Origin of the sequence: Nostoc sp., from assembly GCF_036917095.1 — a bacterium.
Classification (GTDB): Bacteria; Cyanobacteriota; Cyanobacteriia; order Cyanobacteriales; family Nostocaceae; genus Nostoc.
This window is the reverse complement of sequence record NZ_JBALFH010000015.1, coordinates 325,628-342,146: the sequence shown is the minus strand read 5'-3', so window position 1 is coordinate 342,146 and position 16,519 is coordinate 325,628. Positions and strand designations below refer to the sequence as shown.

Here is a 16,519-nt window from a genome sequence, read left to right as displayed (position 1 = left end):
ATAGTTAGGAGTTAGAAGTTAGAAGTTAGGATTTATAACTATTTACTACTAATTTTTATAACTACTCACTCCTAACTTTTTACCATGACTAATCCAAAATTGAACAGGGTTCTAATTGGTGTAGGTGGCGGTATCGCCGCCTACAAAATTTGTGAATTGGTTTCGACGCTGTTTAAAACTGGGGTGGAAGTCCGAGTCATCCTCACCCGTTCGGCGCAAGAATTTATCACGCCTCTGACAATAGCTACCCTATCTCGTCATCCCGCCTACACAGATGATGATTTCTGGAAACCAACTCACTCTCGTCCGTTGCACATTGAGTTAGGTGAGTGGGCAGATGTGATGGTAATTGCCCCTTTGACAGCTAATACATTAGCAAAGTTAGCCTACGGGATGGCGGATAATTTACTCACAAATACCGTGCTGGCTTCTACTTGTCCCGTGCTGTTAGCACCCGCAATGAATACGGATATGTGGGAACAGCTATCAGTACAGCGAAATTGGCAACAGTTATTGACAGATAGCCGATATCATGGAATGAATACAGCATCAGGATTATTAGCGTGCGATCGCATCGGTGCTGGTAGATTAGCAGAACCTCCAGAAATATTCGCTCACATCCAATCGTTATTACACACTCAAGGTAAACGAGATTTAGCAGGTAAACGAGTCTTAATTAGTGCTGGGGGAACGCGAGAGTATCTTGACCCAGTAAGGTTTATTGGTAATCCTTCCACAGGTAAAATGGGATTAGCTTTAGCGCAAGCCGCATTTCACCGAGGGGCAAATGTCACCTTAGTACATGGCCCAGCTAATTGGGATGTACCATTAGGAGTGCAAGCAATTCCCGTTATTAGTGCCGAGCAAATGCAGCACGTGATGGTGGAATGTTTACCCAATGCTGATGTAATTGTGATGTCAGCAGCCGTGGCAGATGTGAAGCCACGAGATTATAGTACAGAGAAATTACCCAAGCGATCGCTCCCCCAAGCTTTACCTTTGGAACCCGTACCGGATATAGTTGCCCAATTAGCAAAACTTAAACAGCCGCATCAGATATTAATTGGTTTTGCTGCACAAACTGGGGATATTGTCAAGCCAGCATTAGAAAAATTACACAATAAAAAACTTGATGCGATCGTTGCCAATCCCATCGATCGACCTGATAGTGGTTTTGGGAGTGATAATAATCAAGCCATATTTTTAGATAGTCAAGGAAATCAGGTAGAAATAGCACCTTGTTCTAAATTAGAAATGGCACATCAATTATTTGATTTTATGAAGAGGGTGTAGGGGATAGGGTATAGGAACCCCATAATTAAAATTAGGGGTTTAAATCCCCGTCTGAAATGTCTAAAATGTTTGAATTTTGAATTGTTAACGTCCTGTTTCACCTATCCGATCTGCATCGTCTGCTACTCCATTGCGAAAGCGCACTTCTAAGCCGTGTTCTGGCTCCCAGTCACACTCAGTTATCAACTCAAAGGTAGCAATATGCAGGTCATACTCAACGTGGGGCGGCACATAGATATATGAGAAAGTGACCCGATCCCAGACCTGAATGGGATTAGCCAGCAGCGGCATTGACTCATCTCCAATCATGTCACGATATACATCATAATTTTGCAGCACCAGAGGAGCAGTGATGCGTAACACATCGGGTGGCAAGGCTAGAGCTTGCCGAATAGCTTCACGCTGAAGCGATGAAAGTTCCCCAATCTGCCCGTGTTCAAAATCCACACAAATCGGTACACGGCGATCGCCCAAAACAGCACATTCTGCTAAAGTCCAGTGGTTATCTTCGATTCTCATCTGTCCAAACTCAGCATCGTAGTAACTCGTTGGGGATTTCATCATCTTCAAGTACTACCTTTATTCATCAAAATTATGAAAAAATATGTTTATCTTTGTTCATAGTTACATATTCTTGCTCAAACCCTTACTAGTAATATCCCTCTCCTAAGAAACCGATGAAACAACTAGCAATGGAATCACCATCCACCTGGCGTTTCATCCCCATGCTTCAGACATCGGGATCTGTGCAAATGGCGATCGCTGGCAGTTAAGGGTTTTTAACCAATCAGACTTTCGCTTTTCTAGCGTTACCTTAATCGATCCAGATTTACGAGTACCCACCTCAGACTGTGCAGAGATTGCCAATCTGAGCGGGGGTTTTGGCGAAGATAATGTGATTGAGCATCACTTATATACTCAGTTATGCCAAGCAACTGAACGATTGGGCGGTCGTCGCCAACACAAAGCTTACACTGCACTACGAGAGTTATTTGGTAGGTACTCTCTGATAGGAGAACGGCAACTATCAGACTACTTGGTTGAAAATGACTTGACCCCTTTACAGCGAATGATCGTTGAAAATTTCTTCAACTTAGTACCAGATATCTGGTTAGTTGATGGATTAGCACATCGCTGCGCCCACTGTGGGACACTGATGCGATCGCAGATGAGGACATAGAATTAGAGCAAGATTAAATATCCTGCCAATGTAGAAAGAGGCTACTAATAAATTTACAACTTGAAGCAGGTATTATTTACAATCAAACTCGCACAAAGATGACTGTTAGAATGCATCCTGACGCATTGGCATTGTAAGGAGACGCATTAACAATGCCAATGCATTATCACCAATTAGAAAAAAGAATGCGACAAATAGACCATTTGTAGAGACGCGATTCATCGCGTCTTTACCCAATGATATGTTGCAATCATTAATTGAATTGGTATTAGTATTGCAAGAGGACGCATTGGCATTGCTAGATATTGCCAAATTTAATTCGCTACAAATTAATGAAATGCTGTACTTAACAAGCCAAGGTTAAGACTGCAACCTAAAACTTGAGTTTATTGAGTTTAGTGAAACCCCAGAACAAGCCCGAAAGCTGGCAAAAATAGTGTGATTGACATAGAAATATCAAGCAGCAATTGGGAAAGGAAACTACTACCTTGAATTGGGTATAACCCGTATGCTCTATGGCTTCAAGTCACTTTTCTAGATTTTACAATATAAGTAAGACATAAAAATAACGCCTCAATTATATGAAAATACTCTCATCAGAACTAGTCCATTTGGGATTTGGCAAATATGTGCGTTCTGACCAAGTGACAGCAGTTATACCAATAGAAGAGGAGCGAGGCCCAGGGCGACGAACCTTTGTTCACGTTCAAGGGCAAAACGATCCAATTATCGCCTCTCGCGCTGAAGATACCATCGTGCGTGATTTAGTACAAGAACCACGCGAAGTTACCCAAGCACGTCAGCAGCAGGAAATTCTTCAAGATTTATTGGTTAATTTAGCTAATGTTAATTCAACTGTGCGTCGAATTAACCGTGATGAAGGCAGTTTGGATCTTGATTTGTTAGAACGACGAATTAAGCAAGTCCTGGAAAATTAATTGCAGAAGTCAGCAAACTAAATAACGGAGAACGATATTGCTGAATACAACTACAGACCAAGTTTCAGTATCAGATACACAAACAAAATCGCCAAAGTTGTGGATACCTGAACGGGTACTGTTTACACCTGCTGCCCTAGATGAGGATTGGGGGCAGCAGATTCTTAAACGTGTGCAGTCACTCAACTTACCAATAGAAGAACTATCACAGAACCGCCTGAAGGGTCTGCGCGGTGAATCTGAGCGGGATACTTACAATATCGCCAAGCGTACCTTAGCGGTGGTTACTGCACCACCTAGTTCTTTTAAACTGAGTCCCATCCCACCTTCTGCGGATTGGCAGTTTCACCTTGCCGAAGGTTGTCCGGCTCACTGTCAATACTGCTACCTAGCTGGTAGCTTATCGGGGCCGCCTGTCATCCGCGTTTTTGCCAACTTACCGCAGATATTAGAGAATTCAGCTAACTACGAGCAACAAGGGAAAACCACAAGTTTTGAAGTTAGCTGTTATACAGATCCATTGGGTATTGAGCATTTAACTGGAAGTCTTGCTGAATGTATCCGTTACTTTGGCACTCGTAGCAATGCACATCTACGTTGGGTATCGAAGTTTGATGCTGTGGATGGATTACTCGATTTACCACACAATGGGAATACTCGCTGTCGGATGAGTGTTAATGCCGCACCGATTTCTGGTAAGTTTGAAGGTGGTACAGCATCCGTAGCATCTAGACTGAATGCGTTGCGACGGTTGGCGTTACCACAAGAGCGTGGCGGTGGCGGTTATCCAGTAGGTTTGGCGATCGCGCCAATTATGCCGATAGACGATTGGCAAATGCACTATACTCGTTTATTTGACCAGATAAACGAGGCACTGGATTTTGATTGTAACCTTACCTTTGAGTTAATCTCCCATCGGTTCACACCAGGGTCAAAAGAAGTTTTACAAACTTGGTATCCGCAATCCAAATTAGAGATGGATGAGGCAAAACGCAGCGTCAAGCGTAATAAGTTTGGTGGGACGAAATACGTTTATGAGAAGGATACAATGAAGGCGTTGCGTAGCTTTTTTGAGAGTGAGATTAGTAAGCGCTTTCCAAATGCTGAAATTCTTTATTGGACTTAGAAGACTACTTTGCTCATATAGAGTTTGAGCAAATTAATTATTGGGTTAGAGAGCGATTGATATATGATGCGATCGCTCTCTTTTCAGGTTGCTCAGGTGAATTAGAATCTAAGAGAACGAACCGCAAAGGACGCAAAGAGCGCAAAGGAAGAAAGAAAGAAGAGAAATTGAAATTTTCCTAGGTTTGTAGTAAGCACTTCAGTGCTTAAAAATCCAGGACTAAAGTCCTGACTACGAACTTTTTTACCTCTCGCGTGGGTTTGGCTACGCCCACGCAAAGCGGGATAATTTGGGCAGACGACAGGCGGCGTTATACATTAATAAGTGTATCTGCAATACCGGACTTGTTCTGGCTTAGTCTCAATAGCAAAGGTTTGGAGATGTTTACTTTATCAGAAACTTCTATCCTGGCGGCAATCCTACTGGTAGCTTTAGGCATTTTGGGCTGGGGCTTTTATCGCGCCAGACCTTTTGGTAAACTGGGAATCTTAGCCTGGTTACAGTCGGTGGTGTTGATGACTCCCTGGCTCCTGTTTTTTGGATTGTTTGCCGCAGGGATTTACATCAATATAGCGGGTATATTGTTCTTAGTGGTGACATCCGCCGGATTGTACGTCTACTTGGGCAGACAGTTACGCGCAGCTGGGCAAGATGCCATCCTCAAGCAACGGGCCACAGAAAGACTTGCTGCTGCTTCCTCACTTGAAGCAAATTCCCCACAACCAAAAGTAGCAGAACTGAAACCGGAGATCCCACCGATACCAGAAGATGACTTGAATGCAGTTAAAGGTATTTTCGGTATCGATACGTTTTTTGCGACAGAAACGATCGCTTACCAAGATGGAGCCATTTTTAAAGGTAATTTGCGGGGAGAACCAGAAGAGACTCACAACCGTCTAACTGCAAGTTTACGGCAACGCCTTGGCGAGCAATATCGCTTGTTTTTAGTGGAAAATACAGACGGTAAACCAGTGGTAATCGTCCTACCCAGCCGCAACGATCCCAAGCCGATGTTGCGATCGCAAAAAGCTTTTGCAGGTATTCTGTTGATAGCAACCATTGCCACAAGTTTAGAAGCTGCGGGATTATTGCTGAATTTTGATTTTTTTGGCAATCCTGGGCGGTTTCAAGAAGCTTTGCCCATAGGCGCTGGGATATTTGCAATTTTAGTAGCTCACGAAATCGGTCATTGGTTACTTGCACAGCGTCACCAAATTCGCCTTAGCTGGCCATTTTTTCTACCCGCAGTGCAAATTGGCTCCTTTGGTGCAATTACCCGCTTTGAGTCTCTGTTACCCAACCGCAAGGTATTATTTGATATTGCCTTGGCAGGGCCAGCCGCAGGTGGTATCGTTTCTTTGTTAATGCTGGTGACGGGCTTGCTGCTTTCCCACCCAGGTAGTTTATTTCAATTGCCAAATCAGTTTTTCCAAGGGTCGATTTTGGTGGGAAGTTTGGCGCGAGTTGTCCTTGGTTCGGCTTTGCAGTCATCCCTGGTAAGTGTTCATCCTTTAGTGATAATTGGTTGGCTGGGGTTAGTAATTAACGCTTTGAACTTAATGCCAGCCGGACAACTTGATGGTGGGCGCATTGTTCAGGCGATTTATGGACGCAAAACCGCAGGACGAGCAACGATCGCAACTTTAATTTTACTGGCACTCGTGTCTCTCGGTAATACTCTTGCCATGTACTGGGCGATCGTGATTTTCTTCTTGCAACGAGATCAAGAACGCCCCAGCTTGAATGAAGTCACTGAACCCGATGACGCTAGAGCCGCTTTGGGGCTTTTGGCTCTATTCTTGATGATTACCACGCTTCTACCCCTCACTCCCGGCTTGGCTGGGCGTTTGGGAATAGGATAGTTTGGAGTAGAGACGCGATTAATCGCGTCTCTACAAGAGTTTGAAGAATTCTCCCCACTCCCCATCTTTACTACGGTTTCCAACCTGCTAGCAAATTGGGGTAAGTCGTTGATGTGGGGAAAATTTTCTGGAAGGCCGTTTGACGCTCTTGAGGCTTTTCTTTGCTCATGTTCCAGAGGGTTTCATAGAAAAAGAAAGAGACTCCAGCAAAATTGCGATCGCGGATTTTTTGCACTTGTGTCTGAATCTGTTGCATCGGTATAGGTCGGTTTTTCAACCCAGCCAAAATGCCCACACTCACTGGAATATGACTCTTTGCCGCTTTCACTTCTGGATACTCTAATTCGCTGATAAAAACATTCAAGTCATCACGATATACCTGCAAAACTAAGTCTTCAATAATTCCCATCCGTTCCCACTTCTGCCAGTCTGCTAAAAAGAAATCGTAGGAAAAACGTTGAGGATTAGGAGCAACGGAAACCAGGCAATCTTTTTTAGTAGCTTTAATCGCTGTAAATACCCGTTTCATAAACTCGGTGATTTTGTTAGCTCTCCACCGCACCCATTCAGGATCTTTGAAGTTTTTGGAGGGAGCTTTACCAAGGTGTTCTTTTTTGTAAAGTGCTACTGTATAGGCATCGTACCCTAATTCTGATGGCAAGCCAAAATGGTCATCAAATTGAATACCATCGATATTGTAGTTTCTAACAATTTCAACGATTAAATCTTGGATGAACTGTTGTACTTCTGGGCGAAAGGGATTTAGCCAAACGCGATTATCTTTCCCTTCTTTGACAATCCGAGTCCCATCACTGCGACTGGTGAGCCATTGGGGACGATTTTTAGCTAATAGAGAATCTGCTGGTGCCATGAACCCAAATTCAAACCAGGGAATCACCGTTAACCCTTTTTGATGTCCCACATCGACAATTTCTTTGAGAATATCTCGCCCTTGCAATCCGGGTGTGGGATCGAGCGATCGCCCGATAACTTTTTGGGCAACTTTGCTAGGATACAATGTATAGCCCCAATTCCAAACCGCCGGATATATAGTGTTAAAATTGAGTTCGTCAAGGCGTTGCAAAGATCCCTTGAGGCGATCGCGCTCAAATAGCACATCACTATCAATATTTGTTAACCACACTCCCCTTAACTCAGATGCTGACGTTCGCGGCAGATTAATTTGAGCGTTCAAAGGGAACGATAGCATCACCGTAGCAACTACACTCAAGGTAGCTATAACGGCAAACAAAAAAGACTTTCTACTTTGGCGAATATTCCACCAAGAATGTAACTCAATACACCACTTAACAAACCTTTTTATCATTTGGTTACAAGCATCATCAAATTATGAACAATCAGCATGGATAGCGATCGTTTCGATTGTAAGCGCTAAAACAATCGCTATTTAACCCCATCGCTGAAGTTTATTATTGGGCGCTGGTTATGAGTTTATTCCAGGCTTTGACTGCTGCTTGTAAATTCCTTGGCAGGTTATTTTGAGAAATATCGTTGTACTGAACCGTACCCTCTTGGCTGGTAAGAGTGAAGGTGATATAGTCGGCAGAGCCGCTGGGGGCTGGATAACTCAAATTCTGGAATTTACTAAATTTAGAACGTTGTAGCGATCGCAAAAATTGTTGCACCTGTAGCACAGAAACGCGGCGAACACTACGCTCAGAATCATTGGCATCACCAATCCGCACGCGTATCAATCCCCCATCTTTGAGTAAGACTGTCTGGTAGGTTGTGCCAGCAAAGCCACCACTGGAGATTTGCCGAAATACTATATCTCTATCTAAGGGTGGTGGTAACTCGCTGGCTGGAATTTGCACAGGGGCTAGTGTACTGTTGCTAGCTTTTTCATTCAGCCTGAGTTCGGAACCTGTTTGATTGGTATGATAAATCAAGGTTTGTTTACCTTTGCCGACAACCACCCGCCAGCCTGATACCAAAGCTTGGGTACAGAATTCATCAGCATTAGCTAATGCTAAACAGCTATCTCTCCAAGTTTGCTCTTGAGCTTGAATTATAGCTAGCTGAGAAATTGGCTTTTGCAAACGTTTGGAGGCAGCTTGCAAAACAGCATTTTTTACAGATGCGGGTAATTTACCTGGGAGATTTGCTGAGGGAGTGTTTGCCGAAACTAAACGTAGCGATCGCCCATTGTTATTGGTATGATAAATCCAGTTTTCTTTGCCATTAGATACCACAATCTGCCAACCCGGAATTAGCGCTTGGGCGCAGAATTCATCAGGTTGAGGTAGTTCCAAGCAACCATCGCGCCAAGTCTGTTGATTATAATCAGTAATTTGCAGTTCTCTGGTTAAAATTCCCTGTCTGCGGGCTAAATCTTGCAGTACCGCGTCAGCTACTGGACGTGGCAAGCGGTTTGGTTTAACATTGTCTTTGAGAACTTCATTGCTTGTTTCTAGCGAAAAGTTTGCAGAAGCACCCGTAGCACTTCTGATAAGTGTTAAACCGCTACCAACAGATAAAATTCCAGTCAAAATCAAAGCAGTGAAAATTCGCGTTTGATTGGTGTTCAAGTAGTTTTTCAGCATGAGTTTCATAGTAATATAGGGATGTTAGTCAAGAGTTATAGAACTCAGAAATAGTATTCAGCGACTAGTGGACAATAAAGTATATAATTCCAGAACTTCACCAGTTGGAACTAATTTGGTATCTGTTTTATGAAACAGATATAAACACAGACGCTGATGTACTGATTGTTTGTTCCTTAGCCAAATTCTGGATTAAAACGCCCTATAGTCCTACGGCAATCAACTAAGAATTCAGAAGCTCAGACTTCATTAGATGAGAAGTTTGTTAGAGAAGAGAATCCACACTGCTGTTTTGGAAAATAGCTGGCAACACTTTTTGCCTCACCTTGGTAAACAAGGCTTTATAAAAGTAATTTTAGAAAAGAATGCGACAGAACCGTAGCTTAAGTTTTGCTCGGCTCAACTCCACCTATATAAGACAAGCAATATTAGGCGCTGATGGCTTGTTGCTCCGATTCAACTAATTGATTCTGAGGTACATCAAATCTAATGGTATTAGCTGCCCAGTCTTTTAAATCGGGCGCTAGCCAGACTAGCTTGCACAGAATTTCATCATTAACCCACAACACTAAGGGAAACTGAAACTGTTTCCGAAACTCATCTCGCATGATGTTGGTACTGATGATTAGCTGGTTGATTGCCACTACAGATTCTAAACCCCGTACCATCAAAGCTTCGGGTTGAGTACTACCAATTTCAGATGTAATAGCTGTGTACAGCTTGTCAGCCGTAGGTGAGAGCAGGACTTCGTGGATATCTACTGATGAAAACTCTCTTAACAAATTCAGCATTTGTTGCTGCCTTTGAACACTGTTACAACACACTAATAATAGTGAAAACTCTCCACCAGAAACCATCATCGCCCTTGCCAGTCTCTTGACGATCTCTATGCTGCGAACTGTACTGTTTTCCGAATTAGTTAAACTTATCATTAAAGAATCCTGCTTTTAATTTTAAAATATATGAGCAATATTCAGTTATTCTACCCTGTTAATTTTTAATTCAAAGTGCTAACAGGGGAACCTGTATGACCTTTTCTTTGTAATATTAAGCATTATATAATGAATAAGTATATGGTGTATTATCTCATATTTACAATTAAGGAATTATGTAAAGGTAGTATTAACAGAATATAAGTAAAAGGGGGGAGGCGAAAAATTAGCATTTGAATTATTACTGTATTCTCATCGATTTTCGCAGCCGATAGCAATTAAGTAATTAAATCTTAAGATTCAGTTAAAAAAGTACTCAGTAAAAGCTTAATAACAAACATTGGGAAGTGGGAAAAGCTTAACTGGCTACTGGTTCACTGGAGCCAACAGTAAGCTTCCTACAAATGATGTTCCCTGGCTAAACCACTTCGGGGCGGGTGTAAGGTGTGGAGTAGTGAAATGATATCAGCCCAAGATGGAAAAATCTTCCACCATAAAAATTAACTCATCCGTTTGATAGAACTGGAGATTGAAGATATCGCATCGTTAGTCAGAGGACATGGAATTTTTAGCTTTCTAAGATCGGTTCAGAACATGTGAAATATAACAAGTGATGAATTAAGACAAATGGGAGGCAAGATGCAACACGATGAGTTCATTGGACAGGTGCAAAATTGTGCCCGTCTTAGTTTGCATGGTGATGCAGAACTTGCAACCCCTGCTACTCTGGAGACGCCGGGACTTGCTGGAGGTGAATCTTCCGCTACCCAAGAACCCAGAGGCGGGAGCATCTCACCTTTGCAAATATACTTGGCGATTAGAAATCGCGGCTACACAAACCAAGTCCGCCTGCGCGGACTCAAGAAATTGGAAACCCACGGAGGTGGGTTTTGTTTGTATAGCCGCGAATTCTATTCGCCAGGTCTAGATATATTTTTACGAAAGTGAGATGCTCCCCCCAGAGGCATTGCAGAATATCTGTGATATCAAGAATATGCAGGATCTGGAGAACGCTTTTAGCTAGATGAATTTTTGGGCAATCAACCAAAGAGAAGGAGAGAAGGTGTAGAGCTTCCAGATCCTATTATGCGCGTGTAGTCATTGAGGTATCGATTGAAGCGATTAGCAGTGGCGAGATCGATAATATTGGCTCTCAACTCCCATCGGAATTCGATTCGTTGTTCGAGGCGGGCAGCTAAGGGCGAATGCGTGTAAATACTTAATAAACTTTGTAAAGTAATCAGGAGTGTCACACCATGCGATTTAAAGACAGGAGGTTTGCGGGTCAAGTTTTGGCTAAAGAGTTAGCCGCTTATACTAACCGTCCAGATGTTGTGGTATTGGGGCTACCAAGGGGTGGCGTACCCGTTGCCTTTGAGGTTGCTAAAGCATTAGATGCTCCCTTAGATGTTTTGGTGGTACGTAAATTGGGTGTGCCCAATCAAGAAGAACTAGCTATGGGAGCGATCGCTTCTGGTGGTGTGCGGATAGTCAATGAATATATTATCAGCCAGATGAAGATATCCGATGAAGTAATTGCTAGGGTTGCGGTGCAAGAAGAACGCGAGTTAGATCGGCGAGAACGGCTTTATCGCGGTAATCGCCCCTTAAGAGATTTACAGGAACGCACAGTAATCTTGGTAGATGATGGGTTAGCCACAGGTGCAACTATGTGGGCTGCTATTATGGCTGTGCGGAAACAGCAACCCGCTGAGATTGTGATTGCTGTACCTGTGGCTGCACCTGAAACTTGCCAAGAGTTGAAAGCTGAAGTAAACGAAATCGTTTGCATCTCGGCACCCAGCCCTTTCCATAGCGTTGGTCTTTGGTACGATAACTTTCCCCAAACTACAGACGAAGAAGTCTGCGACTTACTCGCGAAAGCGGCAAAGAACGGCGAACCAATATCTCTAGGTATGTAGATAAGCTGAAGAAGCCATATACACTCAAAGCTACAGCGTCAACCTTTATGGCTGATTATTCTCTGTCAATATCTAACTGTACTTGCAACCCATCATTGTCACTTCCAGACTGAGCCGGTGCTAAGAAAACAGAAGTGTCTGGTAGTGATAATGATTCGTTAAACTGGATTCTGGCTGGAGTTTTATTGTCTGTTCTATTATTGTTGGAGATGCTTGCGGGATTAGTTTGCTCAAAAAATCTTCTAAAGTCATCTTGAGCTGTTCTATTATCAATTCCAACTAGAGAATTACCAGTTAATCTGTATTGTCCTGGATTTGAGCTTGATGCTGGTGACTGTGCGTATACTTGGCTTCCTAAGCTTGCAAAGGCTGCCGTAATTCCCAAGAAAGCAATAATTTTGGTGTTCATTTGTTTTATCCAAATTAGCTTTAATATTGCTCGTGTTTATTCTCTGGGCAAATTATTTTAATTAACTCTATGGTTAGGTTCTATAACAATAATTTTATTGCGTATATACTTAGAACGTCAATGATTCCGGGTCTATCTAAAGTTACTTATACTGTTATCGTATTGCTGAGATTTGTACCAGTTGGACAGTAGGGTTATTTGGTTCAGTTTCCGAGCGATCGCACCTTGGTTGATGAGAGAATAGTGATGTTTAACGACAAGCCAAAGAAGCATCTACGTATCTACTCAGGGACTTGCACAATGTGAGCGATTGCATTTGCCAAACGATTGAAGTGATTTGGATTGAGGGTCAACAGAGTGTCTACCTCTGCTTTTAAAGCAGCTTGAGCAATTAAAGCATCAAAAATACCGCCACCAGGAAGATTTAAGGTTGCCATTTGAGCGATTGCAGCTTGATAGTCATCGAAAAGCAGTGGAACTGCCTCTAAATACTGTGACATATCTACAATAATCATCTGAGCTTGTTGGGGATTAATACGCGGCTGAATGGGTAAGCGTGTGATGACAGAATATGTTTCAGCTAAACTGTGAGTTGAGATAAAGCCTTGAATTTGCCCAGATTTTGCAGCTTTAATCTTGGAAAAGCAAACAGAATGTTGCGGGTGATTGACAATGAATGCAGGAACTAAGACAGAAGTATCAAACAAGACTTTCATTAAGTTATTTGATCCTGAATGCGTTCTTCTCTCAACTCATCTATAAAGGCATTAACATCAAAGTTTTCTGGTAATTCTGCCTCTACAACTAAAATCCCTTCTTTTCGATAAATATTTGGTTGGTTAAGGGGCAGTATATTGGTTATTTCAGAGTTTTGTTGAGTATGTTGTTCAGTAGCTTGCTGACTTAGCGTGTCAATTTTGTCTGCAATAGCTTGCAAAACAAACTGCTCAGTCGAAATTCCCTGACTGTTTGCCCATTTTTCAATCTTTTGTTGGAGTTGTGGAGGAAAGTTCATAGACATAAATACAATTAATACTCCAATTGTAAAAGGCGATCGCCTACGACAGGCGGGCTACGCTTACGCATTTGTGTTGATGAGAAAATAGCAATGCCTTCTCTTCTCCTGTCGGAGACGCTGCGCGAACGAGAAGCTTGTCTGCGACACGCTACGCGTAGCTTGCTTCTCCGTAGGAGTACGCCAACAGCAACGTCTTCTCTACGAGACGCTACGCGTAGCTTGCTTCCACGTTCGCGTAGCGTCCCGTAGGGAAGTGGTACGACGATCGCTCAAAACTACTAGATTGCAAACTCTATCGCCTAGACTCGCTCTTTTAATTACGAATTAATTTTTTAGCGAATCGCCACAATAGAGAAAACGGTAAAATGAATATCGCCTTTAACGTTTGCACAAACTGACCTAACCGGTCTTTCCGTATAGCACGGGGAGTAGACTGGCGTTGCAGGATTGCTAGATTTTCTCGAATTGTTGCTGTAGTGGGATGATTAACGCCTAACACCCGTTGGCACATTGCCAAAGCATCACTGTATAGTGGTTCGGCATCGCTGTACCTACCTTGCCTATCGTAGAGTCCTGCTAAATTGTTCAAGCTAGTAGCTACATCCGGATGGTCGCCAGCAAACAAGCGCTTTCTCATTGCCAAAGCATCACTGCATAGTGGTTCGGCATCGCTGTACCTACCTTGGCTATAGTAGAGGAAAGCTAAATTGTTCAAGCTAGTAGCCACATTGGGATGGTCGTCAGCAAACAGACGCTTTCTCATTGCCAAAGCATCACTGTATAGTGGTTCGGCATCGCTGTACCTACCTTGGCTTTTGTAGAAGAAAGCTAAATTGTTCAAGCTATTAGCCACATCCGGATGGTCGCCAGCAAACAAGCGCTTTCTCATTGCCAAAGCATCACTGTATAGTGGTTCGGCATCGCTGTACCTACCTTGGCTATAGTAGAGTAAAGCTAAATTGTTCAAGCTAGTAGCCACATTGGGATGGTCGCCAGCAAACAGGCGCTTTGTCATTGCCAAAGCATCACTGTATAGTGGTTCGGCATCGCTGTACCTACCTTGCCTATCGTAGAGTCCTGCTAAATTGTTCAAGCTAGTAGCTACATCCGGATGGTCGCCAGCAAACAGGCGCTTTTTCATTGCCAAAGCATCACTGTATAGTGGTTCGGCATCGCTGTACCTACCTTGGCTTTCGTAGAGTCCTGCTAAATTGTTCAAGCTTAATGCCACATCGGGATGGTCGCCAGCAAACAGGCGCTTTGTCATTGCCAAAGCATCACTGCATAGTGGTTCGGCATCGCTGTACCTACCTTGCCTATAGTAGAGTGCAGCTAAATTGTTCAAACTAGTAGCTACATTGGGATGGTCGCCAGCAAACAGGCGCTTTGTCATTGCCAAAGCATCACTGTATAGTGGTTCGGCATCGCTGTACCTACCTTGGCTTTCGTAGAGGAAAGCTAAATTGTTCAAGCTACTAGCTACATCCGGATGGTCGCTAGCAAACAGGCGCTTTCTCATTGCCAAAGCATCACTGTGTAGTGGTTCGGCATCGCTGTACCTACCTTGGCTTTCGTAGAGTGCAGCTAAATTGTTCAAGCTACTAGCTACATTGGGATGGTCGCCAGCAAACAGGCGCTTTGTCATTGCCAAAGCATCACTGTGTAGTGGTTCGGCATCGCTGTACCTACCTTGGCTTTCGTAGAGTTCAGCTAAATTGTTCAAGCTACCAGCCACATCCGGATGGTCGCCAGCAAACAGAGCTTGGCAAACATTTACGCCATATTCAAACCAAGGTTCTGCTAATTTATATAATCCTTGTCCATTATAAAATCTTCCGATTCCCACAAATATCAACAGGACTTTATCGTTAGGCACTGATGCTGTGAAAAATGTCTGTGCTTCTGTGGCTTCCTTTATCTCTGCAATTAAACGTTTTCCTATATCTTCAAGATGAAGAATAACATCTTTGAAGAATTCAATATCTTTAGAAGTAGGTGAATCGGGAAGGATTTGGGCTTTGGCTATCATGGCGATCGCAAAGGTTGTTTCTAAAACTGATTTGGTTTCGCCAGAGTTTGCTAACTCCTCTTGCAAAAACCACCGCACTAAGGCATGAATTTTATAACATCCTGCTCTTTCTTCTACTAGTTGCAGCAAGTTGCGCCCGTAGAGTTGCTTTTTAGCTGCGTTTAATTCATCTTCTGACCAAGTTAGCTGTCTTTCTTCCTGATTTTCTGCTTCTCCTCCACCTGTTGCCACCCAAATAACCAAATCCCAAAGAATCAGTGCAGGAGAAAATAAACTCAAAAATCTTCCTAGTTGTTGCGCCAGTGAGTCGAGTTCTGACCAAGTTAAAGCAAAGGCGGCTTTGACTCCCAGTTGAGTTGGGTGAATGGTTTTCCGGTCTTGTAAAGCTGATTCTGCTAATTTACGTTCTTGCAATCGCCCAAACATGATATCTAAAGATATTTCCGGGTCGCGTACCAAATAACCTCCAACTAACTCTATCCCCAAGGGCAAATATTCCAGACATTCACATATATTTGTTGCAGTTTGTAGTTGGTTTTCAACTCGCTGATCTTTTTCCCCCAATAATCGTTTTAACAGTTCTAAGGCTTTGCCTGGTTCTTTTTGGGGCGAGAGAACATCTAAGGAAATCTCTTGAATAAAATTCGGGTCTAAATGCCGCAGTCGAGTAGTAATTAAGACTTGGAAGCGGTTATCGTTGGGAACGACTTGGCGGAGGTTGTCTAAATCAGTTACGTCATCGAAGACGATTAAAATCGGCAACTCAGAGTTAGGATATCTAGACCAACACCAGGCGACTTGTTCTTTAAGGCTTAAAAATCTTCCTCCTAATTCTTGGGGAATATCCAAACCAAACTGCAACCGGAAAAACTCTAAAACTTCGGCGGCGAGATTGGTTTCTCTGTCGTTAAACCAGGCAATGCCGCCATAATCTTGTTGATATCGTCTGGCGTATTGGGTGGCTAATTCAGTTTTGCCTACGCCACCCATTCCCGCTATTGCTACATAATATCCGCGCTGTAAGTCTTCATCCAGCATTGCCAATTCCGTTTCTCGCCCGACAAAATTAACGGAACCGCGATAAGGGATAGATTTTGTGGGAGTTAGCTGTTTTTGCCCGTTAATAATTTGAGTGCCAATAGAAGCTTGTCCACCAGGGGCAACATAGACACCAATTTTTTCGGCGAACTTACCGGAGTCTTCAGGCATACATAATATATTTAAATACCGTTAAACTTAGACATTG

General features: G+C 43.1%; 16 protein-coding genes. 8 read left to right on the top strand and 8 right to left on the bottom strand.

The window, feature by feature from the left end; genetic code table 11:
* Window positions 1–84 precede the first annotated feature (84 nt).
* Window positions 85–1,293, top strand: a complete 1,209-nt coding sequence (gene coaBC, locus V7L01_RS05600; protein ID WP_335032697.1) for a bifunctional phosphopantothenoylcysteine decarboxylase/phosphopantothenate--cysteine ligase CoaBC — start codon at window positions 85–87, stop codon at window positions 1,291–1,293.
* A gap of 84 nt (window positions 1,294–1,377) precedes the next feature.
* Here coaBC and V7L01_RS05595 read toward each other — a convergent pair whose 3' ends face one another.
* Window positions 1,378–1,857 (bottom strand): DUF6985 domain-containing protein, encoded by a 480-nt coding sequence (locus V7L01_RS05595; protein WP_335032696.1) that lies wholly within the window; start codon window positions 1,855–1,857, stop codon window positions 1,378–1,380.
* A gap of 331 nt (window positions 1,858–2,188) precedes the next feature.
* Between V7L01_RS05595 and V7L01_RS05590 the strand changes: the two genes are divergently transcribed.
* The 4 genes from V7L01_RS05590 (at window position 2,189) to V7L01_RS05575 (ending at window position 6,399) form a co-directional block, all read left to right on the top strand.
* Window positions 2,189–2,473 (top strand): hypothetical protein, encoded by a 285-nt coding sequence (locus V7L01_RS05590; protein WP_335032694.1) that lies wholly within the window; start codon window positions 2,189–2,191, stop codon window positions 2,471–2,473.
* Between the two features lie 581 nt (window positions 2,474–3,054).
* Window positions 3,055–3,411 carry a hypothetical protein gene (locus V7L01_RS05585; RefSeq protein ID WP_104900334.1) on the top strand — a complete coding sequence of 119 codons (357 nt, stop codon included), beginning with the start codon at window positions 3,055–3,057 and terminating at the stop codon, window positions 3,409–3,411.
* A 103-nt stretch (window positions 3,412–3,514) separates the two neighbouring features.
* A complete protein-coding gene (locus V7L01_RS05580; RefSeq protein WP_335033166.1) occupies window positions 3,515–4,537 on the top strand; it encodes a spore photoproduct lyase family protein in 1,023 nt (340 codons plus the stop codon).
* A gap of 380 nt (window positions 4,538–4,917) precedes the next feature.
* On the top strand, window positions 4,918–6,399 hold the full coding sequence (locus V7L01_RS05575) for a site-2 protease family protein (RefSeq protein WP_335032693.1): 1,482 nt from the start codon (window positions 4,918–4,920) through the stop codon (window positions 6,397–6,399).
* A gap of 70 nt (window positions 6,400–6,469) precedes the next feature.
* On the opposite strand, the gene V7L01_RS05570 is transcribed toward V7L01_RS05575, so the two are convergent.
* The 3 genes from V7L01_RS05570 to V7L01_RS05560 all read right to left on the bottom strand — a co-directional run bounded on the left by V7L01_RS05570 (window position 6,470) and on the right by V7L01_RS05560 (window position 9,895).
* On the bottom strand, window positions 6,470–7,726 hold the full coding sequence (locus V7L01_RS05570; protein WP_335032691.1) for a glycoside hydrolase family 10 protein: 1,257 nt from the start codon (window positions 7,724–7,726) through the stop codon (window positions 6,470–6,472).
* Between the two features lie 103 nt (window positions 7,727–7,829).
* Window positions 7,830–8,972 (bottom strand): hypothetical protein, encoded by a 1,143-nt coding sequence (locus V7L01_RS05565; protein ID WP_335032689.1) that lies wholly within the window; start codon window positions 8,970–8,972, stop codon window positions 7,830–7,832.
* Window positions 8,973–9,391: 419 nt separating this feature from the next.
* The gene (locus tag V7L01_RS05560) at window positions 9,392–9,895 is read right to left on the bottom strand and encodes a hypothetical protein (protein ID WP_335032687.1); all 504 of its coding nucleotides are present in this window, start codon (window positions 9,893–9,895) and stop codon (window positions 9,392–9,394) included.
* Between the two features lie 627 nt (window positions 9,896–10,522).
* On the opposite strand from V7L01_RS05560, the gene V7L01_RS05555 reads away from it, so the two are divergent.
* Both V7L01_RS05555 and V7L01_RS05550 read left to right on the top strand, forming a co-directional pair.
* Window positions 10,523–10,843 carry a hypothetical protein gene (locus tag V7L01_RS05555; RefSeq protein ID WP_335032685.1) on the top strand — a complete coding sequence of 107 codons (321 nt, stop codon included), beginning with the start codon at window positions 10,523–10,525 and terminating at the stop codon, window positions 10,841–10,843.
* Between the two features lie 308 nt (window positions 10,844–11,151).
* The gene (locus tag V7L01_RS05550; protein ID WP_335032684.1) at window positions 11,152–11,817 is read left to right on the top strand and encodes a phosphoribosyltransferase; all 666 of its coding nucleotides are present in this window, start codon (window positions 11,152–11,154) and stop codon (window positions 11,815–11,817) included.
* 55 nt (window positions 11,818–11,872) lie between these two features.
* On the opposite strand, the gene V7L01_RS05545 is transcribed toward V7L01_RS05550, so the two are convergent.
* The 3 genes from V7L01_RS05545 to V7L01_RS05535 form a co-directional block, all read right to left on the bottom strand.
* Window positions 11,873–12,226, bottom strand: a complete 354-nt coding sequence (locus tag V7L01_RS05545) for a hypothetical protein (RefSeq protein ID WP_335032682.1) — start codon at window positions 12,224–12,226, stop codon at window positions 11,873–11,875.
* Between the two features lie 281 nt (window positions 12,227–12,507).
* Entirely contained in the window at window positions 12,508–12,942 is a 435-nt protein-coding gene (locus V7L01_RS05540) for a type II toxin-antitoxin system VapC family toxin (RefSeq protein WP_335032680.1), read from the bottom strand.
* Window positions 12,942–13,247, bottom strand: a complete 306-nt coding sequence (locus V7L01_RS05535) for a hypothetical protein (protein ID WP_335032678.1) — start codon at window positions 13,245–13,247, stop codon at window positions 12,942–12,944. The genes V7L01_RS05540 and V7L01_RS05535 overlap by 1 nt, the downstream gene beginning before the upstream one ends.
* Before the next feature lie 87 nt (window positions 13,248–13,334).
* Here V7L01_RS05535 and V7L01_RS05530 point away from each other — a divergent pair, with 87 nt between their 5' ends.
* Window positions 13,335–13,493, top strand: a complete 159-nt coding sequence (locus tag V7L01_RS05530) for a hypothetical protein (RefSeq protein WP_335032676.1) — start codon at window positions 13,335–13,337, stop codon at window positions 13,491–13,493.
* Between the two features lie 64 nt (window positions 13,494–13,557).
* Here V7L01_RS05530 and V7L01_RS05525 read toward each other — a convergent pair whose 3' ends face one another.
* Window positions 13,558–16,482, bottom strand: coding sequence for a tetratricopeptide repeat protein (locus V7L01_RS05525; protein ID WP_335032674.1), 2,925 nt, complete (start codon window positions 16,480–16,482; stop codon window positions 13,558–13,560).
* Between the last annotated feature and the right edge of the window lie 37 nt (window positions 16,483–16,519).